At 62.2% G+C, this 19,942-nt stretch carries 20 protein-coding genes; 5 read left to right on the top strand and 15 right to left on the bottom strand.

Going from position 1 to position 19,942, the window contains the following annotated elements; translation table 11 throughout:
• The 5 genes from NKI49_RS30530 to eno form a co-directional block, all read right to left on the bottom strand.
• A partial coding sequence (locus NKI49_RS30530; RefSeq protein ID WP_352695870.1) for a biotin/lipoyl-containing protein occupies positions 1-877 on the bottom strand: 877 nt, incomplete at its 3' end.
• Positions 878-894: 17 nt separating this feature from the next.
• Complete coding sequence (locus NKI49_RS30525) at positions 895-2,325, bottom strand: pyruvate dehydrogenase complex E1 component subunit beta (RefSeq protein ID WP_352604421.1); 1,431 nt, start codon at positions 2,323-2,325, stop codon at positions 895-897.
• Between the two features lie 11 nt (positions 2,326-2,336).
• The gene (gene pdhA / locus NKI49_RS30520; RefSeq protein ID WP_352604423.1) at positions 2,337-3,374 is read right to left on the bottom strand and encodes a pyruvate dehydrogenase (acetyl-transferring) E1 component subunit alpha; all 1,038 of its coding nucleotides are present in this window, start codon (positions 3,372-3,374) and stop codon (positions 2,337-2,339) included.
• 193 nt (positions 3,375-3,567) lie between these two features.
• Complete coding sequence (locus tag NKI49_RS30515) at positions 3,568-3,891, bottom strand: FtsB family cell division protein (protein WP_352604425.1); 324 nt, start codon at positions 3,889-3,891, stop codon at positions 3,568-3,570.
• 155 nt (positions 3,892-4,046) lie between these two features.
• Complete coding sequence (eno, locus tag NKI49_RS30510; protein WP_352604427.1) at positions 4,047-5,321, bottom strand: phosphopyruvate hydratase; 1,275 nt, start codon at positions 5,319-5,321, stop codon at positions 4,047-4,049.
• 198 nt (positions 5,322-5,519) lie between these two features.
• Between eno and NKI49_RS30505 the strand changes: the two genes are divergently transcribed.
• Positions 5,520-5,645 (top strand): hypothetical protein, encoded by a 126-nt coding sequence (locus NKI49_RS30505; RefSeq protein ID WP_352604429.1) that lies wholly within the window; start codon positions 5,520-5,522, stop codon positions 5,643-5,645.
• A 123-nt stretch (positions 5,646-5,768) separates the two neighbouring features.
• Here NKI49_RS30505 and kdsA read toward each other — a convergent pair whose 3' ends face one another.
• The 4 genes from kdsA to NKI49_RS30485 form a co-directional block, all read right to left on the bottom strand.
• Positions 5,769-6,614 carry a 3-deoxy-8-phosphooctulonate synthase gene (gene kdsA, locus NKI49_RS30500; RefSeq protein ID WP_352604431.1) on the bottom strand — a complete coding sequence of 282 codons (846 nt, stop codon included), beginning with the start codon at positions 6,612-6,614 and terminating at the stop codon, positions 5,769-5,771.
• Complete coding sequence (locus NKI49_RS30495; RefSeq protein WP_352604433.1) at positions 6,611-7,498, bottom strand: VOC family protein; 888 nt, start codon at positions 7,496-7,498, stop codon at positions 6,611-6,613. Before NKI49_RS30495 ends, kdsA begins: the two co-directional genes overlap by 4 nt.
• Before the next feature lie 137 nt (positions 7,499-7,635).
• Positions 7,636-7,926 carry a Dabb family protein gene (locus NKI49_RS30490; protein ID WP_352604468.1) on the bottom strand — a complete coding sequence of 97 codons (291 nt, stop codon included), beginning with the start codon at positions 7,924-7,926 and terminating at the stop codon, positions 7,636-7,638.
• Between the two features lie 284 nt (positions 7,927-8,210).
• On the bottom strand, positions 8,211-8,345 hold the full coding sequence (locus NKI49_RS30485; protein WP_352604435.1) for a hypothetical protein: 135 nt from the start codon (positions 8,343-8,345) through the stop codon (positions 8,211-8,213).
• Between the two features lie 448 nt (positions 8,346-8,793).
• Between NKI49_RS30485 and NKI49_RS30480 the strand changes: the two genes are divergently transcribed.
• Entirely contained in the window at positions 8,794-10,050 is a 1,257-nt protein-coding gene (locus tag NKI49_RS30480) for a class I SAM-dependent methyltransferase (RefSeq protein WP_352604437.1), read from the top strand.
• 137 nt (positions 10,051-10,187) lie between these two features.
• On the opposite strand, the gene NKI49_RS30475 is transcribed toward NKI49_RS30480, so the two are convergent.
• Entirely contained in the window at positions 10,188-12,167 is a 1,980-nt protein-coding gene (locus NKI49_RS30475; RefSeq protein WP_352604439.1) for a bifunctional 2',3'-cyclic-nucleotide 2'-phosphodiesterase/3'-nucleotidase, read from the bottom strand.
• Positions 12,168-12,317: 150 nt separating this feature from the next.
• Positions 12,318-13,583 (bottom strand): NAD(P)/FAD-dependent oxidoreductase, encoded by a 1,266-nt coding sequence (locus NKI49_RS30470; protein WP_352604441.1) that lies wholly within the window; start codon positions 13,581-13,583, stop codon positions 12,318-12,320.
• A gap of 222 nt (positions 13,584-13,805) precedes the next feature.
• Here NKI49_RS30470 and NKI49_RS30465 point away from each other — a divergent pair, with 222 nt between their 5' ends.
• Positions 13,806-14,411: a 5-formyltetrahydrofolate cyclo-ligase gene (locus tag NKI49_RS30465; RefSeq protein WP_352604470.1), complete on the top strand. Its 606-nt coding sequence runs from the start codon at positions 13,806-13,808 to the stop codon at positions 14,409-14,411.
• On the opposite strand, the gene NKI49_RS30460 is transcribed toward NKI49_RS30465, so the two are convergent.
• Entirely contained in the window at positions 14,408-14,881 is a 474-nt protein-coding gene (locus tag NKI49_RS30460; protein WP_027026996.1) for an Lrp/AsnC family transcriptional regulator, read from the bottom strand. The genes NKI49_RS30465 and NKI49_RS30460 overlap by 4 nt on opposite strands.
• Positions 14,882-15,038: 157 nt before the next feature.
• Between NKI49_RS30460 and ald the strand changes: the two genes are divergently transcribed.
• The gene (ald, locus tag NKI49_RS30455; RefSeq protein WP_352604443.1) at positions 15,039-16,154 is read left to right on the top strand and encodes an alanine dehydrogenase; all 1,116 of its coding nucleotides are present in this window, start codon (positions 15,039-15,041) and stop codon (positions 16,152-16,154) included.
• Between the two features lie 212 nt (positions 16,155-16,366).
• Positions 16,367-17,671, top strand: a complete 1,305-nt coding sequence (locus tag NKI49_RS30450; protein WP_352604445.1) for an outer membrane protein — start codon at positions 16,367-16,369, stop codon at positions 17,669-17,671.
• A 230-nt stretch (positions 17,672-17,901) separates the two neighbouring features.
• Here NKI49_RS30450 and NKI49_RS30445 read toward each other — a convergent pair whose 3' ends face one another.
• From NKI49_RS30445 to sseA, 3 genes are all read right to left on the bottom strand, one after another.
• Positions 17,902-18,369 (bottom strand): DUF1203 domain-containing protein, encoded by a 468-nt coding sequence (locus NKI49_RS30445; protein ID WP_352604447.1) that lies wholly within the window; start codon positions 18,367-18,369, stop codon positions 17,902-17,904.
• 109 nt (positions 18,370-18,478) lie between these two features.
• Complete coding sequence (locus NKI49_RS30440) at positions 18,479-19,042, bottom strand: GNAT family N-acetyltransferase (RefSeq protein WP_352604449.1); 564 nt, start codon at positions 19,040-19,042, stop codon at positions 18,479-18,481.
• A 5-nt stretch (positions 19,043-19,047) separates the two neighbouring features.
• Positions 19,048-19,914, bottom strand: coding sequence for a 3-mercaptopyruvate sulfurtransferase (gene sseA, locus NKI49_RS30435; protein ID WP_352604451.1), 867 nt, complete (start codon positions 19,912-19,914; stop codon positions 19,048-19,050).
• Between the last annotated feature and the right edge of the window lie 28 nt (positions 19,915-19,942).

Below are 19,942 nucleotides of genomic sequence, written 5' to 3'. Positions count from 1 at the left end.
AGGCCGGCGCCTCGCCCTTCTCGGTCTTCTTCACTGGGGCGGCCGCATTGAGCTGCGAGCGCAGTGCCAACAGCGCGTCGAGTTCGCAGTCGAGCGTCAGGTAGAAATGCGGGATGGTGGTCTTGGCCTCGACCAGCCGCCGCGCGATGGTCTTGCGCATGTTGTCGTGCGGGACGAGCTCGTAGGAGCCTTCCTCGAACAGCTTCAGCACCTGCTCGTCCGACATCGCCTTAACTGCCGGAGCACCGACCGGCGCTGCCTTGGCAGCAGGCGCGGCTTTGGCACCGCCCCCGGCAATCGCCGCGTCAACGTCGGCTTTCACCACACGGCCATGCGGGCCGGTGCCGGTCACGGCGGAGACATCGACACCGGCTTCCCTGGCGATGCGACGGGCAAGCGGCGAGGCGAAAGTGCGGCCGTTCGACGATTGGCTGATCTCCCCACCCGTGGGGGAGATGGCCGGCAGGCCAGAGGGGGGCGCCTCGCTCCCCGCGGCTGGAGGGACAGCGCCCCCCTCTGTCGACTTCGTCGACATCTCCCCCACGGGTGGGGAGATTGGCGCCTTGTCCTGCTTGGCCTCGGCTTTCGCCGGTGCTGCGCCGCCACCGTTCTTCGCGGCAGCGCCGACATCCTCGCCCTCAGCCGCGAGCACGGCGATCAGAGCATTGACCTTGACGCCTTCGGTGCCGGCGGGAACGACGAGCTTGGCAACCGTGCCTTCGTCGACAGCCTCGACTTCCATCGTCGCCTTGTCGGTCTCGATCTCGGCGATGACATCGCCCGGCGAAACCTTGTCACCCTCCTTCACGAGCCACTTGGAAAGATTACCCTCTTCCATCGTGGGCGAGAGCGCCGGCATGGTGATGTTGATTGGCATTTTGTCCTCCGGCCGGTTCAGCGATACGCGACGGCTTTGACCGCCTCGATGACCTCGCCGACATTGGGCAACGCCAATTTTTCGAGGTTCGCCGCATAGGGCATCGGCACGTCCTTGCCGGCAATAGTGATGACAGGGGCGTCAAGGAAATCGAAGGCGCGCTGCGACACCTGGTTGGCGATATGGTCGCCGACCGAGTTCTGCGGATAACCTTCCTCCACCACCACCAAGCGGTTGGTCTTCTTGACCGAGGCGATGATGGTGTCGAAATCGAGCGGGCGGATCGTTCTGAGGTCGATGATCTCGGCGTCGATGCCGAGGCCGCGCAGTTCCGCCTCCGCTTTGACCGCATAAGTCATGCCGATGCCGAACGAGACGATGGTGACGTCCTTGCCTGATTTGTGGATGCGCGCCTTGCCGATCGGAAGCACGAAATCATCCAGCTTCGGCACATCGAAGGATTGGCCGTAGAGGATTTCGTTCTCGAGGAAGATGATCGGGTTGGGATCGCGGATCGCCGCCTTGAGCAGGCCCTTGGCGTCGGCCGCAGTGTAAGGCATCACCACTTTCAGGCCGGGAATGTGGCTGTACCAGGCGGCGTAGCACTGCGAGTGCTGGGCGGCGACGCGAGCCGCCGCGCCGTTCGGTCCGCGAAACACGATCGGCGCGCCCATCTGGCCGCCGGACATATAGAGCGTTTTGGCGGCCGAATTGATGATCTGGTCGATTGCCTGCATGGCGAAATTGAACGTCATGAACTCGACGATCGGCTTCAGGCCGGCCATCGCCGCACCGACGCCGACGCCGGCAAAGCCGTGTTCGGTGATCGGCGTGTCGACGACGCGCCGCGGACCGAATTCCTGCAACAGCCCTTGCGTGATCTTGTAGGCGCCCTGGTATTCGGCGACCTCCTCGCCCATGACGAAGACATCGCCGTCGCGGCGCATTTCCTCGGCCATCGCATCACGCAAGGCCTCTCGCACCGTGGTCGAGACCATTTCGGTGCCGGCCGGAATATCCGGATCGGCGGCGGGCTTTGCCGCCGGGGCGGCGGGAACGGAGGCCTTCGGCGCCTCTCCGGCATCCTGGGGCGTCGCCTTCGAGCCTTCCTCGGCTGCGTCGGTGCGCTGCCCACCAGCCGACACTGCGTCCTGCGTAGAGGCAGGAGCCGGCTTGGAGGCTTTGGCGATGTCGCCAGCGCTCTCGCCGTCCTGCAGCAAAACAGCGATCGGGGTGTTGACCTTGACGCCCTCGGTGCCGGCGGCGATCAGGATCTTGCCCAGCGTGCCTTCGTCGACGGCTTCGACTTCCATCGTCGCCTTGTCGGTCTCGATCTCGGCGATGACGTCACCGGCGACGACCTTGTCGCCCTCGTTCTTCAACCACTTGGAAAGGTTGCCCTCTTCCATGGTCGGCGAAAGGGCGGGCATGAGAATTTCGATCGGCATGTCCTGGCCCCTTACAATACGATGTCGGTCCAGAGCTCGGACGGATCCGGCTCGGCGTCGTTCTGAGCAAATTCGGCGGCGTCGGCGACGACGTCGCGAACCTCCTTGTCGATTGCTTTCAATTCGTCCTCGGTCGCCCACTTCTTCTCGATCAGCCGCGCCTTGACCTGCTCGATCGGGTCACGTTCGGAGCGCATCTTCTGCACTTCTTCCTTGGAGCGGTATTTCGCCGGGTCCGACATGGAGTGGCCGCGGTAGCGATAGGTCTGCATTTCGAGGATCAGCGGCCCGTTGCCGGCGCGGCACCATTCGGTGGCGAGATCGCCGGCGGCCTTGACAGCGCGCACATCCATGCCGTCGACCTGGATGCCGGGAATCTTGAACGAGGCGCCGCGGTGCGAGAAATCGGTCTCCGCCGACGAGCGCGACACCGAGGTGCCCATGGCGTAGCGGTTGTTCTCGATGATGTAGATCACCGGCAGCTTCCACAGCGAGGCCATGTTGAAGCTTTCATAGACCTGGCCCTGGTTCGCGGCACCGTCGCCGAAATAGGTCAGCGAGACATTGTTGTTGTCCCGATAGCGGTTGGCAAAGGCGAGCCCAGTGCCGAGCGAGACCTGCGCGCCGACAATGCCGTGGCCGCCGTAAAAATGCTTCTCCTTGGAGAACATGTGCATGGAGCCGCCCTTACCCCTGGACAGGCCGCCGCGCCGCCCGGTGAGCTCTGCCATGACGCCACGCGGTGACAGCTCCATCGCCAGCATGTGGCCGTGATCACGATAGGCGGTGATCATCTGGTCGCCGTCGACCAGCGCCATCTTCATGCCGGTAACGACTGCTTCCTGGCCGATATAGAGATGGCAGAACCCACCGATAAAGCCCATGCCATAGAGCTGGCCGGCCTTCTCCTCGAAGCGGCGGATGAGCAGCATGTGCCGGTAGGCGGCAAGCTCTTCGTCCTTGGTGAACTCGACAGGCTTGGGTGCTGAAAGCCCCGCTTTACCGTCGGATTTGGATTTGGCAGGCGCTTTTCTGGCTGCGGTGGCCATGCATCACTCCCTGTTGGTGTCTCTTTGCGGACATCAGAGCAGGATCAAAACTGCTCCGGGAAGATCAGCTCTCCCCACCGATTTATGGGAGGCTAACACGTGAGAACGCGTTCCGCCATGTCGAAAATGCATAGCTGGCATGCGCCTAAGCGACTAAAATCATTGAAAATATTGCTGATTAACGGAATACAGGTTAATTCGCCGAGCCCGGCAGCATGATGGTAATTTCGTCAGCCTGGGACAAGTTCAGCGCCTTGCGCGCCTGCTCGTCGAGCATGTCCTTCTCCAGCGTGCCGTCATGCATGAGCCGGACACGCTGCTCGAGTTCCATCCGGCGCGCCTTGACGGCGTCGAGTTGAGCTTGCAGCGCGACCGTCTGGGCTTCCAGCTGATATTTCGAATTGATGCCGAATTCACCGTGATAGGCGTGAAAGCCAAAATAGGCCAGGAACGCCGCGCAGAGCGAGGGAATGATCAGCCGGCCGGTGTTTCTCTGCTTGTGCTGACGCGTCCACATGATCCAGGTCCTCGCAGCCGCGAACTCAGGCCGCCTGCGATCTTTTTCGCCCGATTGTGCTTAACGGACGGTTACGGATGATCATCTTGGCGCATAATGAAAAAGGGCGGGAATGCCCGCCCTTGGTCAACATCCGATGACCCGGCGTTTCCGGATCAGTCCTTCAGCACCGACTTGCCGGCGTAGCGCGCCTGCTTGCCGAGTTCTTCCTCGATGCGGATCAACTGGTTGTACTTGGCCATGCGGTCGGAGCGCGACAGCGACCCGGTCTTGATCTGTCCGCAATTGGTGGCGACGGCGAGATCGGCGATGGTCGAATCTTCCGTCTCGCCCGAGCGGTGCGACATGACGGCGGTGTAGCCGGCCTTATGCGCGGTTTCGACCGCGTCCAGCGTTTCCGTCAGCGAGCCGATCTGGTTGACCTTGACCAGGATGGAATTGGCAACGCCCATGCGGATACCGTCGCGCAGGCGCGCCGTGTTGGTGACGAACAGATCGTCGCCGACCAGCTGCGTCTTCTTGCCGATCAGGTCCGTCAGGTACTTCCAGCCCTCCCAATCGTCCTCGCCCAGGCCGTCCTCGATCGAGATGATCGGATAGTCGGCGGCGAGCTTGGCGAGATACTTGGCCTGAGCCTTGGGGTCGCGCGTCTTCTTCTCGCCTTCATAGACGTAGTTGCCGTCCTTGAAGAATTCGGTCGCCGCGCAATCGAGACCGAGTGCGATCTCCTCGCCCGGTTTGAAACCGGCCTTCTCGATCGATTCCATGATGAAATCCAGCGCCACCGGCGCACTCTTCAGGTTCGGGGCAAAGCCGCCTTCGTCGCCGACATTGGTGTTGTGGCCGGCATCCTTCAGCTTCTTGCGCAGCGTGTGGAAGATTTCCGAACCCCAACGAACGCCTTCGCGCAACGTCGGCGCGCCGACCGGCAGGATCATGAATTCCTGGAAGTCGATCGGGTTGTCGGCGTGCGCGCCGCCATTGATGATGTTCATCATTGGTACCGGCAGGAGGTGAGCCTTGGTGCCGCCGACATAGCGGTAGAGCGGCAGGCCGGCGGCGTCGGCCGCGGCTTTGGCCACCGCCAGCGAAACGCCAAGAATGGCGTTGGCACCGAGCCTGCTCTTGTTGGGCGTGCCGTCGAGCTCGATCATGGTCTGATCGATGTGTATCTGGTTTTCGGCTTCCATGCCGCCGATCGCCTCGAACAGCTCGCCGTTCACCGCTTCGACCGCCTTGAGCACGCCCTTGCCGAGATAGCGGGCGCCGCCGTCGCGAAGCTCAACCGCTTCGTGCGCGCCGGTCGAGGCGCCGGACGGCACCGCGGCGCGGCCCATCGAGCCGTCTTCGAGCACGACGTCGACCTCGACGGTCGGATTTCCACGGCTGTCCAGGATTTCACGCCCGACAATGTCGATGATGGCGGTCATTGCGATGTCCCCGATTGATCTGACGAAGCGTCGCGCACGTCTTAGCCAAAGCGACGCAAAAGGCAATCGGCCCCTTGGCGAATATTGCCGTCTATCCGATTCACGAAGCGCAAATTTCTGTCATCATAAGTCATGCCATCAGGCGCGAATTTCGGTTATGGCTGTTGTTGCGCGGGGCGAAACAGGAGGAGTTTCGCCATGTCTGAGTTGAGCGGTATCGTCAGTCTGTTCCTGATCGCGGCTGCGTTCCTGACGTCGTGCGACAATCAGCAGTCGGCGCCGAAGACGATGGCGCCTTTGGCGGCGTTGCACATCGGCGAATAGGCATCGCGTCGCCTCCCCCAAAAAGGCCCCGAAACGGGCCCTTTGGTAGCTGGGCCGTTCGTTGGTGGAACGGGCGGGCGCGCGGCCCACAAGCGTCGGCGATCGGCGGACGATGCGCCCGGCTCAGCGGGCTTTCGCCACTCGGTCGAACGCCATCAACTTTTCCAGGAGTGCCGGCATGTCTTTCAGCGGCAGCATGTTCGGGCCATCGGAAGAGGTCGAATTGTCCGGATCCTGGTGCGTCTCGATGAACACGCCGGCGACACCGACGGCGACAGCCGCGCGTGCCAGCGTCTCGACAAAGCGACGCTCGCCACCGGACGAACCGCCCTGCCCGCCCGGCTGCTGAACCGAATGCGTGGCGTCGAAGATCACCGGCGCGCCGATCTCGGCCATAACAGGCAAAGCGCGCATGTCGGACACCAGCGTGTTGTAGCCGAAGGACGCGCCGCGCTCGGTAGTCAGCACGTTGGCGTTGCCGGAGCCGGTGATCTTGGCGACCACGTTCTTCATATCCCAGGGGGCCAGGAATTGTCCCTTCTTCACATTGATCACCTTGCCGGTCCTGGCGGCGGCGACCAGCATGTCGGTCTGGCGCGACAGGAAAGCTGGAATCTGCAGCACATCGACATGCGGCGCGACGATCGCGCACTGTTCCTCGGTGTGCACATCGGTGAGCACCGGGAGCGAAAATTCCTTGCGCAGTTCGTCGAAGACCGGGAGTGCCGCGTCCATGCCGGCGCCGCGCGTCGCCGATAGCGAGGTGCGATTGGCCTTGTCGTAGCTGGTCTTGTAGACGAGGCCTATGCCGAGCCTGCCCGTCAGTTCCTTCAGCGCGCCGGCCATGTCGAAGGCGTGCTGGCGCGATTCAAACTGACAGGGGCCGGCGATCAGCGACAAGGCCGCGCTGTTGTCGAAGACGACGTTGCCGACGGTTACCGACGAATTGGGTGCCAGGGGCTTGCTCATGGGGTCTCCCGGAAGATGAAGGCCGCGCCCTGTCCGGATGCCGGCTGCACGACAATATCATTGCCCGACATATCGTGTCGGATGGAATTGGATGCAAGCAGCCTCGATGTGACATCCGCGCTCCGGACTGCAAAGACGACCGCAGCGAAGCGAAGTTTCGTCGGTGAACCGGCCGGAACGCCGAAGCGCGTGGTGAAAGACGCGGGATCGAGCACGCTCAAGGTTGCATTCGGCAAACGGAATACACCACCTTGCCCGCCAGCGGCATCGTCCACCGCCACGGAAACCAGCCGATGCTGTCCGGCAGGTTGGTCGCTGACCGCCACCACTTCGACGATGCCGGTGGAACCATTGGCGTGGGCCTGCAAAGCAGCGCGGTCCACTCTCGGCGCGTTGATGCGTTGGCAGGCGAAGAAGAAAGCGTCGGTATCCTTGCTGCCGGAAGCGAAGGCAAGCTTGAACGCCGCGACATCGCTTTTTCCCGCCGTGTCGGTGAAAGCGCGCGAAAAGCTCAACGTATCTCCCGCCGACAGACCGGCTTCGACATAGCGCGCGTGATCGGCCTCGGCATCGCCGGTGCCGAGAACCAGCGCGGAAAATCCCTCGTCGCCGAGGCTCTCGCGATAGACGTGGTCACGCGCGACGAAGACATTGCCCGCGGCCACAGCCTTCGTCGCAACCTGTGCGCTGCCGATCGCAAGCGGCTCCAGATAGGTGCCGTCGGCGAGGAAAACGCAACAGTTCTCCGTTCCGAAGGGATGAATGCCGGTTGGGGCGACGACGAAACCCAGCGAGGTGAGCCTGGCCCGCGCCACATCGAGGCTCTGCGTCGGCAGTACCAGATGATCGAGCGGATGAGTGCCGGCGGCTGTTGTTCGGGTCATGCGGGCGCGATGTGCATCATTCCGAGGAGTGGTTCAAGACTTGATCGCGATCTTGGCGAAAGGCCGGGAACGTGCTGGGCGCGCCTGCACATGCTTCATCGGGACGTCGAAAAGCCATCTGCTGAAGCAGGCCAGGGTCAGCTCCCGGCAACGACATCGGCGGAATAACGCAGCTCGCGCAATGGTTTGACCTTGCTGGTCGTCTGGGCATAGAGCGGATGCGCCTTATAGGCGGCCAACGCTGCGTGGTCAGCGAATTCTGCATAGACGACCACGTCGATCTCGTCCGACAGCGGGTCGACCTTGGTGTTGAGGGTCACTTCGAAATGGCTGGAGTGGGGGATATCGCCAAGCGCCAGCAGGCCGGTGCGCACTGCTTCCACATCCTCTTTGCGCCGCGCGCTGAAGAAAACGATATGCCTAATCAACCCCGCCTCCTCGGTCTGGAGCCTGTTCCATCCCGACGGGTCGGGATAGGGCTCCGTCTGGTTGAGCAGGATCTTGTCCGAAAACCAGTTTCCACTTTTCGGGATCACGCTCTGAACGCCGGCTCTTTTGTGACGGTAGACTTCTCGCGTCAACCGTTCATCGCGCCACGCGTCCTTGCGACGCGCCTGAAATTGCTCGGAACTTTATCTTTCGGGAAAACAGGGATCTTCCGGGAAAACAGAGGCGGGATGAAGCATCGGCCCGCTGCCGTTGGATGGAATATCTAGACCTTGCCGGTCACGTAGCGCACGACATGAGAGAAATCCTTGACCGCGATGTCGAGATACCGGCCCTGATTGTACAGGCCGTCCCAGATCACGAAAAAGGCGATGGCGCAGATGACGATCACATAACGCATGGCTAAGCTATCGCACAAGCTCGGCGCCGGCCATAGACGTTTTTGACGCGACCAGCCGCCGCGGTGGGAAGATCATCAACCGGCAAACGCCCTCGACGGTTCCGGGAGACCCGGTGTCGGCCATTGCGTAGCCGATATCGGCCACCCCATGGCGCGCCGGCATCCTGGCGGCAGACAGGGCAAAGCAGGGCAGTTCCGCAACCACCTTTTGGCTTAGCCCTGCCCGCAGCCTGCCTCTTGAAGTTCCCCGCCATGACGTGGAAGATTGTCGCGGGGATTCACCGGGAAGCGCTGAAGCTCTAAGGGCCGATCGGCTTTCGTTCGAGCTCGCCCCATGGCCGAGCCGGTCAGCTATCCGGTCGGGCAAAGGCGTTCGAACCCGGCGAATTGAACTGCGAAAAGCGCGACCGGCAATTGCACGGGTATCGCGAAAATCCGGGGGCGCGACATGGCTTACGACAATCATTCCGGCACGACGCCGGGCGACGCGGTCAAGCTGGACGAATTCAATTTCGCCGAGATCGTCAAGGGCCTGCCAGCCAAGGCGCGCATGGTGCTGTCGGCGGCGATGAGCCTGCCGCGCGGTTCATTGAAGGTCAGGATGCCGGACGGCCGTGCCGTCCTCGTCGGTGGCAAGGGGCCGGGCCCCGAGGCCGAACTGGTGCTCAAGAACTGGCGGCTGCCCGGCCGCGCCTTTGCCGGCGGCACGATCGGCGTTGCCGAGTCCTACATGGACGGCGATTGGGAAAGCCCGGATGTGACCAGTTTCCTCGAGCTGTTCGTGATCAACTCCGTCCTCGGCGAGAAGGTCGCCGGCGGGGCAAGCTGGGTGGTCAACGCGGTCCAGCGCATCCGCCACTGGTTCAACGAAAACACACCTTCCGGTTCCAAGCGCAACATCTCGGCGCATTACGATCTCGGCAACGCCTTCTACAGGGAATGGCTTGATCCGAGCATGACCTATTCGTCCGCACTCTACGCGAACGGCGCCAACGACCTGGAAAGCGCCCAGGCCGCCAAATACCGGGAACTGGCCAGGGACAGCGGGATCGGCCCGAATGACCACGTGCTGGAAATCGGCTGCGGCTGGGGCGGCTTCGCCGAATTCGCTGCACGCGAGATCGGCTGCCACGTTACCGGGCTGACGATCAGCCGCGAGCAGCACGACTTCGCCAAGGCGCGCATCGCCAAGGCCGGTCTTGCGGACAGGGTCGACATCAAGCTGCAGGACTATCGCGACGAGACCGGCACCTATGACCGGATCGCCTCGATCGAGATGTTCGAGGCGGTCGGCGAGAAATACTGGCCGGTGTTTTTCGGCAAGATGAAGGCCTGCCTGAGACCCGGCGGCACCGCGGGCCTGCAGATCATCACCATCAATGAAGCGGCCTACGACACCTATCGCGCCAGGCCGGATTTCATCCAGCGCTATGTCTTTCCGGGCGGCATGTTGCCGACGCCGTCGATCCTGAAGGCGCTCGGCAGGGATCACGGCCTTGCTCATCTGCGCGAGCGCGTGTTTCCGGACGATTATGCGCGCACGCTGGCCGAATGGCGCCATCGCTTCCGGGCTTCGTGGGAGAAGATCGTTCCGCTCGGCTTCGACGACCGCTTCAAGAAGCTTTGGGAGTTCTACCTGCACTATTGCGAAGCCGGCTTCCGCGCCAGCTACATCGACGTGCGCCAAGTGGTCTACAAGGCGTAGCCCAACGCGCTGACCGCGTTTCGTTGCCTGCGGCAAGCCGACGTCGAGGCCGATCCTGCCTGCTATGGAAGGAGCCTTTGCGTTTGTGCGGGCGCACTGGAATATCCACCCGACGACGCACGGCAGGATATCGATGATCAAAGGGTGATGCGGTATTTCGCAAAACCAGCTTCGCCCTCGCCCGCCGGCTCGATCTTCAGCGACTTCACCTCTGCGATGAAATCCTTCGCCTTAGCGCCGGTTTCGAACACCACGCTGGTTCCGGGCAGCGGCGCGAACGACCAGTTGTCGTCCGCCGACGGATTGATCGTGCCCTGATTCACGATATAGCGAACGATGACGTCGCGATTGGTATCCGGCGCCTCATAGATGATCTTCGAGGCATCGATGCCTGGGAAGTTGCCGCCACCGCCGGCCCGGTAATTGTTCGTCGCGACGACGAATTTCCGATTTGGATCAATTGGTTTTCCGTCGAACATCAAGTCGACGATACGGTTGGTGCCAGCATTCACCAGTCCACCCTTGGGATCGTATTTCGGCGGCTGCGACAGGTCTATGCTGTAGGCGACGCCGTCGATGACATCGAAATTGTAGGATGGGAAATCGGTATTGATGAGGGACTGGTCGGGCTTGCCCGGCTCGATCCTGTTGAAGATGCCGGCCGACATTTCCAGCCATTCCTTGACCTCGGCACCGGTGATTTCGACGGCGCGCACGGTGTTGGGATAGAGATAGAGGTCGGCGACATTCTTGATGGCGATGTCGCCCACCGGGACGTCGGTATAGTAGTCGGCGCCGTTGCGCCCGCCAGCCTTGAAGGGTGCGGCGGCGGACAGCAGCGGCACGTCCTTCCATTGCGTGTTCCTGAGGATATCGCGGAGGTACCAGGTCTGCGCCTGGCTTACGACCTGCACCGACGGATCGTCGGCGACCAGCGCAAAATAGGAATAGAGCGGCGCGGAGGTCTTGCCGACGGGACGTCGCACATAGGCCAGTGTCGCCTGGTGGTCCTGTTCGAGCGCGGCGATGATGCGGTTGTCGTCCGGCACGGTCGGCTTATTCTTGTTGTCGACGCGTTCGAAGATCGGCCGTGCCTCCGACGTAGCGGAAACGACCTTCCATTTCGATCCGTCGCGCTCCAGCATCAGGTCGATCAGCCCCATATGCGAGCCCCAGAAGCCGCCCATGACGGCAGGCTTGCCCTGCAACGTGCCCTTCTGGGCATCGACGCCCTCAAGCGACTGGAAATCCTTCTTGCCGGGGAAGACCAGATGCTGGTGACCAGTAAACACCGCGTCGATGCCATCGACGCCAGCGACGAAGAACGATGCGTTCTCCATCATCTCGCCCTGCTTCACGTCGATGCCGGAATGCGAGAGAGCAACCACGATATCGGCGCCCTCCTCCTTCATCTGCGGCACCCAGGCCTTGGCCGCGTCGACGATGTCACGCGTCTTGACGTTGCCCTCGAGGTTCTTCAGGTCCCAGACCATGATCTGCGGCGGCACGAAGCCGATAATGCCGATCCTGATCGGCTGTTCGGCGCCGGAACCGTCCTTGATCTTCTTGTCGAGGATGACATAGGGCTTCAGATAGAGCTTGTCGTCGCGCGGGTTGGCCGCAAGCTCGGTGCCCCGGATCAAGTTGGCACAGACAAAGGGAAAATTGGCGCCGGCCAGCACCTTGTCGAGGAATGACAGGCCGTAGTTGAACTCGTGGTTGCCGAGCGTCGAGCATTCGTAGCCGAGCAGGTTCATGCCTTTCATGATCGGATGCAGATCGCCGTCCTTGAGGCCTTTCTCGTAGGCAATGTAATCGCCCATCGGATTGCCTTGCAGCAGGTCGCCATTGTCGATCAGCATCGAATTGACGGCTTCCTTGCGCACGGCATCGATCAGCGACGCCGTGCGCGACAGGCCCATCGTGTCGTTCGCTTTGTCGGCGTAGTAGTCATAGGGCAGCACGTTCACATGGATGTCGGTGGTTTCCATGATCCTCAGATGCGCCTGGTTGGCCTGCGCGCGGGCGGAGAAGGGATGAAGCATGATCAACGCCCCCGTGGCGGCGGCGCCGGCAAGGAGACCGCGGCGAGAGAGGGGATGGAGCAGTTGCGACATGTTTTCTCCTTCTTCGACGACCTGACGAGCCCTGCCCCGAAGCGAACTTCGCGCTGAAACCCATCCGAGTCCATCCGAGAAGTTGCGCATCGGACGTCAGTCGATCAGCAACAGATGACGCGCCGATGAACAGGCGCAGGCGAAAGAATATCAGCCCTTGTCGTCATCTCCTTGCGTGATCAGGCGCGCGCTGCGCTGGCCCGTGGCGTAGATCCATAGCCAGCTCAGCGAAACCGCAAGCCGGTTGCGAAAGCCGATCAGGAAATAGATGTGGGCAAGTCCCCACAGCCACCACGCCGGCCAACCGGTCAGCTTCATCCAGCCGAAGTCGATCACGGCTGCCCGCTTGCCGATCGTCGCCAGATCGCCGTCATGCCTGTAGCGGAACGGCCGCGGGCTCGTGTCGCCGGCGAGCCGGGCTTTCAGCGTGGCGGCAACATGCCGGCCCTCCTGCTTGGCGGCAGGCGCCACGCCGGGAACGAGCCGCCCGTCAGGGCGCGGCACATGCGCGGCATCTCCGATCACGAAAATCTCCGGGCTGCCCGGAACGGTCAAATCTGGCTCGACGAGCACCCTGCCCGCCCGGTCCGCCGGTGTGCCGAGCCATTCGGCGGCTGGCGAAGCGGCAACGCCCGCCGCCCACAGGATCGTCTTCGCCGCCAGCTGCTTGTCGCCAAAGACGACGCCCTCGGCGTCGCAACGCGTGACGGCCCGCCCGAGCTCGATCGTCACGCCCAGCCGCTCGAGCGCCTTCGCAGCATAGGCGGAAAGGTCGGGCGCAAAGTTGGCGAGGATGCGGTCGCCGGCCTCGATCAGCACCACGCGCGCTTGCCCGGTATCGATGTTGCGGAATTCACCGCGCAACGCGTCATGCGCCAGTTCGGCGATGGTGCCGGCCAGTTCCACGCCAGTCGGCCCGCCACCGACGATCGCCAGCGTGAGCAGCGCCCGGCGTCTGGCAGGATCGGTTTCGCGCTCAGCCTGCTCGAAGGCCAGAAGAATGCGTCGCCGGATGGCGGTGGCGTCTTCCAGCGTTTTCAGCCCTGGTGCGAAGGGTTCCCATTCGTCATGGCCGAAATACGCGTGGCGAGCGCCGGTCGCGAGCACCAGCGTGTCGTAAGCGACGGCGCTGCCGTCCTCAAGCAGGACATTTTTGCCGGTGCGGTCGACGCCGCTGACGTTGGCGAGCAGCGTCGTCACATCCTTGCGTTTGCGCAGGAGGTGGCGGATCGGCCAGGCAATCTCGGAGGTTGCCAACGCCGTGGTTGCCACCTGGTAGAGAAGCGGCTGAAAAAGATGGTGGTTGCGCTTGTCGATCATGGTGATGCGCACCGGCGCGTTGGCGAGCGCGCGGGTGAATTCGAGGCCGCCGAAACCCGCGCCGACAACGACGACGTGATGGCTGTTCCGGTTCATCTCATCCACTCCAGAACGATGTAAGCTCCCGTCTCAATGTAGGTATTTTGTGCAGCGCAACAATGCGGGGCACCTGCCTGGGACTCGTCGCTGGATGTCGTGAATGCAACATGTCAGCCGCCGTCACCAGGTATAGCCTGTCCGAAACCGCACGAAAGGTGACGCGTGGCCAAATATCCCGAAGACCAAGCTCCGGCGCAGTATTCGTCGCCGCCTTGTTTCATGCACGAGCTCGATCCCGAGTTCCCCGCGCCCTTGAGCGACTGGACCGATGTGAGGCGCTGGCGCAAGGCCGAGCGCGAGCGGCTTATCGCTGCTCGGCTGGCGGTTTCAGCCGATGCCCGAACGGCGATGTCGCAACGCATCGCCGAAGGCCTGGACGCTGTCATCGGCGACATCGCCGGCCGCATGGTCAGTCTTTACTGGCCATTTCGCGGCGAGCCCGACTTGCGGCCGTGGGTGGCGTCCATCAACGCACGCGGCGGCCGCACCGCGCTGCCCATCGTCGTCGAGAAAGCGCAGCCGCTCATCTTCCGTGCATACAGACCGGGCGACCGGTTGGAAAAAGGCGTCTGGAATATCCCGATACCGGCCGAGGGCGATCCGGTGCTGCCCGACATCGTCATCTCGCCGATCGTCGGCATCGACCCGACAAACTATCGGCTGGGCTATGGCGGCGGTTTTTTCGATCGCACACTGGCTGCGATGCCGTTCAAGCCGCTGGTTATCGGCGTCGGCTACGAGCTGCAGCGCATCGTCACCATCTACCCGCAGCCGCACGATATCCCGATGGACCGGATCGTTACCGAGGCATTCGAAGCCAGCTAGGCCATTTCGGGCTTCATGCCCATGGCCGTGCGGTCGACAATCTCGCGCAACGCAAAGGACGAGTTGATCTTCGTCACATGCGGCATCGCCGACAGCCATTCCTTGTGGATGCGCTCGTAGTCGACAAGATCCTTCGCGGCGATGCGCAGGATGTAATCATATTCGCCCGACATCAGGTGGCAAGACAGAACGTTCGGGCAGCGCTTGATCGCGGCTTCGAAATCCGACAGCGTCTTTTCGAATTGCCCCGACAACGATATATGGACGATCGCCGTCATCTGATGACCAAGCGCTGCGTTGGAGAGCCGTGCATGATAGCCGCGGATGGTTCCGGATTTCTCCAGATTGTCGAGCCGGCGCGAGCAGGCAGATTGCGACAGGCCCACCTTTTCGGCAAGCGCCGCATTGGGTATCCGCCCCTCCTTCTGCAATGTCTCAAGAATGGCGATATCGATCCTGTCGAGCGGCATTTTTCGTGAATCCTGCGAATATCTTGCAATTTCGCGCAACGATTATCGAAACCCGCCTGTTAGCGCAAGCGCATTCGCAAACACCTGCGCAGCGATTCATGGTTCACTTCGTTGATACAGGGAGTGAGCCCAAAAGGGCCGGATCAGGAGAAGAAAAATGCGCGTCGGCTGCCCCAAGGAAATCAAGAACCACGAATATCGTGTCGGCCTCACGCCCGGCTCGGTCCGCGAATATGTCGCCCATGGCCACGAGGTGCTGGTCGAGACCGGAGCCGGTGCCGGCATCGGCGCCGATGACAACGCCTATCGCGCCGCCGGGGCAACCATCGCCAAGACGGCCGCCGACGTGTTCGCCAAGTCGGACATGATCGTCAAGGTCAAGGAGCCGCAGCCCAATGAATGGGCCCAGCTGCGCGACGGCCAGATTCTCTATACCTATCTCCATTTGGCTCCGGATCCTGAGCAGACCAAGGGCTTGCTCGCTTCCGGCGTGACGGCGATCGCCTATGAGACGGTGACCGACGACCGTGGCGGCCTGCCGCTGCTGGCGCCGATGTCGGAAGTTGCCGGCCGCCTGTCGATCCAGGCCGGCGCCACGGCGCTGCAGAAGGCCAATGGCGGCCGTGGCGTGCTGCTCGGCGGCGTGCCCGGCGTGCTGCCCGGCAAGGTCACGGTGCTCGGCGGCGGCGTCGTCGGCCTGCACGCGGCCCGCATGGCGGTCGGCCTCGGCGCCGACGTCACCATTATCGACCGCTCGATCCCGCGGCTGCGCCAGCTCGACGACCTCTTTGCCGGCCGCGTCCACACGCGCTATTCCACCGTCGAAGCGCTCGAGGAAGAATGCTTTTCAGCCGATATCATCGTCGGCGCCGTGCTGATCCCGGGCGCCGCCGCACCCAAGCTCGTGTCGCGCGAAATGCTGTCGGGCATGAAGAAGGGTTCAGTGCTGGTCGACGTCGCCATCGATCAGGGCGGCTGCTTCGAGACCTCGCATGCGACCACCCATGCCGAGCCGACCTACGAGGTCGACGGGGTTATCCACTATTGCGTCGCCAACATGCCCGGCGCGGTGCCTGTCACCTCGGCCCACGCGCTCAACAACGCGACGCTCCACTACGGTCTGCAGCTCGCCGACAAGGGCCTGAAGGCATTGGTCGACGACCACCATCTGCGCAACGGCCTCAATGTCCACAAGGGCAAGATCACCAACCGTGCGGTCGCCGAGGCGCTCGGCTATGACCTGGTCGAGCCGAAAGCCGTTCTCGCCGCCTGATTCACCCTGAAGGGCTTTCTCCTGTCACCCCGCCGGTTCATGCCGGCGGGTTTTCTTTGAGGGCCACTGCCGCCAAGCCCGTTCCCAGGCATTCGGCGCTGAAACATGTGCTGTAACGTCACTTTGCCCATCAATGTTGCATTTTTGTCATTCCTAAATTTGCCGAACCCCTGATAGGAATGACTTGGGGTTATTAATCAGGGGTACGGGCTATGTTTATTCGCACATCTGCGAAATCTATTCTTTTTGGTGCCGTTTCAGCTTTGGCTTTGATGTCTGTCGCGCATGCGGCTGATGTGGCGCAGCCGGTCGAAGCGTCCGGCTTTAACTGGAGCGGTGTCTATGTCGGGTTTGGTGTCGGCGCCGGAGCCAATGTCCACGAACTGGGCAGCGATTTTGCTCCCATTTCGCTGAACGGCATTGGCGGCGAAGGCGTTTACGGTGAATTGACGGTTGGCTACGACTACATGGTCTCACCGCGCTTCCTGCTCGGCGGACTGTTGGACGCTCACGTCGGTAATGTCGAAACCACGCTGGATGCTGGCGGACTGAGCGCTTCGATCCAGGAGACCTACGGCTTCGATGCCGGTTTGCGTGCAGGTTATCTCTTCACACCAAACACTCTGGGCTACGTGCTCGGCGGCTATTCCTGGCAGAAGTACAAGCTCGACACGAACGCCGGCTTCGGCTTCGACTGGGACCAGAGCGGATACTTTGTCGGGGCCGGCGTTGAAACGGCCCTTAACAGCAATTGGACAATCAAGACCGAATATCGTTATACCCGCTTTGGCACCAAGGGTGATCTCCTGTCCGAGGCCGGCCTTGTCGGCGCTCCGGATGGCCTGCTCAATCTCGATACGTCGCGGCATACCTTCCAGGTCGCTGCCAACTATCGCTTCAATGCGCAGAATGGCGGTGGTGCTGCCTTCGAGACTCCCGCTTACAATTGGACCGGCTTCTACGTCGGCGGCGGTCTTGGCTCGGGTGCCTCCGTGCATCAGATCAACGTTTCGCCGTTCGGCGATCTGGAATTCAACGGCCTCGGCGGCGAAGGTGTTTTCGGTGAATTGAACGTCGGCTACGACCATGAGTTCGGCAACTGGGTTGCAGGCGTGATGGTCGACGCCCGGTATTCCGGCATGACCTCCAAGCTGGACCTCGGCGGCGGATCGATCAATGTGGATACCGACTACGGCTTCGACGTGCTTGGCCGCGTCGGTATGAAGGTCAACGAATCGACCCTCGCCTACGCGCTTGCCGGCTACAGCTGGCAGCATTTCGATCTGAACGCTTCCGACCCGGTCGGCGATATCCTCGACTGGGGCTCCAGCGGCTTCTCGGTTGGTGGCGGTCTGGAAACGGCTCTGTCCAGCAACGTCACTGTCGGTCTCGAATATCGCTATTCGCAGTTCGCCAAGAAGGATCTTTCCTCGGAGTTCGGTGCGCCTGACGACACCCTCACCGCCACCTCTTCCTTCCACACCGTGCGCCTCGGCGCGAAGTACAAGTTCAACTAAAAGGTCCTCCAGGCTACAGTCCAAGCCCGTCGGCCATGCCGGCGGGCTTTTTCGTTGCCGAAGGCTGTCGCGAAAAAGCAGGCAACAAAAAAGCGGAGCCAAAGCCCCGCTTCCTCGATATCGAGATTTGCCGCCGGTTCATCCGCGGTCGGCCAATCGATCGACGATCCCTTCCTACCGCAACTATGCGACGGGAGTGCGACAGAGTTTCGGCGCGCAAACTCCGCGCCTCAAGCACGCTCGATGCGGCACTGAAAGCAATTGTTGCGTGCCGAGCGGACATGGGCATAGGCAATATCGTCGCGTTCGAACAGACTCTCGGCCCGTGCAACAATTGCTCCGGTGGGAATGACGCCGCCGCTGCCGTAGACAATGCGATTATCCCTGCCATAGCCGCGCACGATGTAGTCGGGGCTTTCGAGAATCTCGGGGAGTTCCCCGTTCTCCGCGGCACGAGCGCATTCTTTCGCATGCAAAAAGATCGGCCCGGTTTCGGCGTAGGGCTGAAGGTCCGGAAATGGCCGGTAGGCCACAATGAGATAGGCGTCACCCGCGGCAATGTTCTTCAAGCAGTGCCGACAAGGCATGCCATCGCCGTCGGAAATCTGTCGCTCCGGGGTGCGACCGTAAGCGTCAGGGTTACCGCGCTGCAGGGCTCTCACATTTTCGGTCGGCAAGGCTTTGAATTGAACGGTCATGGCGAAAATCTCCGGCGTCGTTGACCCGGAAATTATGTGCCCCCACAGCCGGTCTTCCCACCCGATTCCTGCCAAGGATGTCAGTGATCGGTTCAGGTCCGAGCCTGCGTCACGGCCGCATGACGCTCGCCGAACGCTCGGCGAAAGGCAGCGGGTGTACGACTTCCTTCTTCTGCGCGACCGGCGCGAACCCAAGCTTTTGATAGAGCGGCAAAGCCGCCGGGTGATCGAGCGTGCAAGTCTGCACCGTCACCCGTTTTGGCCCGTACGACCACGCGGCAGAGATCGCGGAACCGAGGAACCAACGGCCCAGACCTTGCCCTGTGGCATGCTCCATCATGCCGAAATAGGCCAGTTCCACCTCCTCGGGCAAATGCGGCTTGAGATCGAAAAACCCCGCCGGTGCGCCGTCGAGATAGAGCACCCTGATGTCGCGATCCTCACGGTGGATGCCGGCCGAAAGCTCGTCGTCACTCAGCCTCAGCACATTGACCCAATGCCATTTGCGCCCCACCCGATCCATCAGGTAGCGGTAAAAATGCAATGGAATATCCTTGGTCTTCAACAGTGCGACCTGCCGGTTGTAAGGCATCGGTGGCGAGGCGGCCGGCGGGGCATGCATTTCGAGAAACGTCACCGTGACCTCGATGTCCTGCAGCGCGCCGTTTTCCATCGTTGTCATTCCTTGCCGGTCGCAGCGGGACCGGTCACTACGGGCGTGTCGGAGAGCCCGCCCCATTCGGTCCATGAGCCGTCGTAAAGCCTGTTGTCGGTGTGGCCAAGCGTCTCCAATGCCAGGGTGACCACGGCAGCCGTGACACCAGAGCCGCAAGAGGTGATGACAGGCTTCGACAGATCGATGCCGGCGCCTTCGATCACCTTGCGCAGCCGGTCCTTCGGCAACAGCACACCGTTTTCCGACAATGCCGAATACGGGAGATTGCGCGCGCCCGGCATGTGGCCGGAGCGGATACCCGCACGAGGTTCGGGCTCCGTGCCCGTAAAGCGGCCCGGTCCACGGGCATCGGCGATCTGGCTTTCCCCGGTGTCGACGATCCGGCGCATATCGGCGAGGCCGGCGACGCGACTGGCGTCGAAATCGGCATAGAACACACTTGGCGCTATCTTCGTCGGCTCGGCCGTCACCGGCCGGCCAGCCGCTTTCCAGCCATCAAAGCCGCCGTCCAGGATATAGGTCTGGAAAACGCCCATCACCCGGAACATCCACCATGCCCGGGGCGCCGAGAAGAAGCCCGGACCGTCATAGACGACGATCGTATCATCTGCCGTAACGCCCATCGCACCGACATATTGCGCGAAATGCTGCGGCGACGGCAGCGTATGCGGCAAAGCGGCGTCCGGATCGGAGACGGCATCCTGATCGAGGAAGCGGGCGCCCGGAATGTGCGCGGCGTCATATTCGGCGCGCGCATCGCGTTTTTGGGCCGGCAGGTACCAGGACGCATCGATGATCGTCAGCCCCGGCTCGCCCAAGCGCTGCTGCAGCCAATCCGCGTCGACGGTGAAAGGACTGTCCTGGGCCATTTCTTCTCCTGTTCGCTGGTCGAAGACT

Origin of the sequence: Mesorhizobium sp. M0587 (assembly GCF_040320945.1) — a bacterium.
Classification (GTDB): Bacteria; Pseudomonadota; Alphaproteobacteria; order Rhizobiales; family Rhizobiaceae; genus Mesorhizobium.
This window is presented reverse-complemented; position numbering and strand designations above follow the sequence as displayed.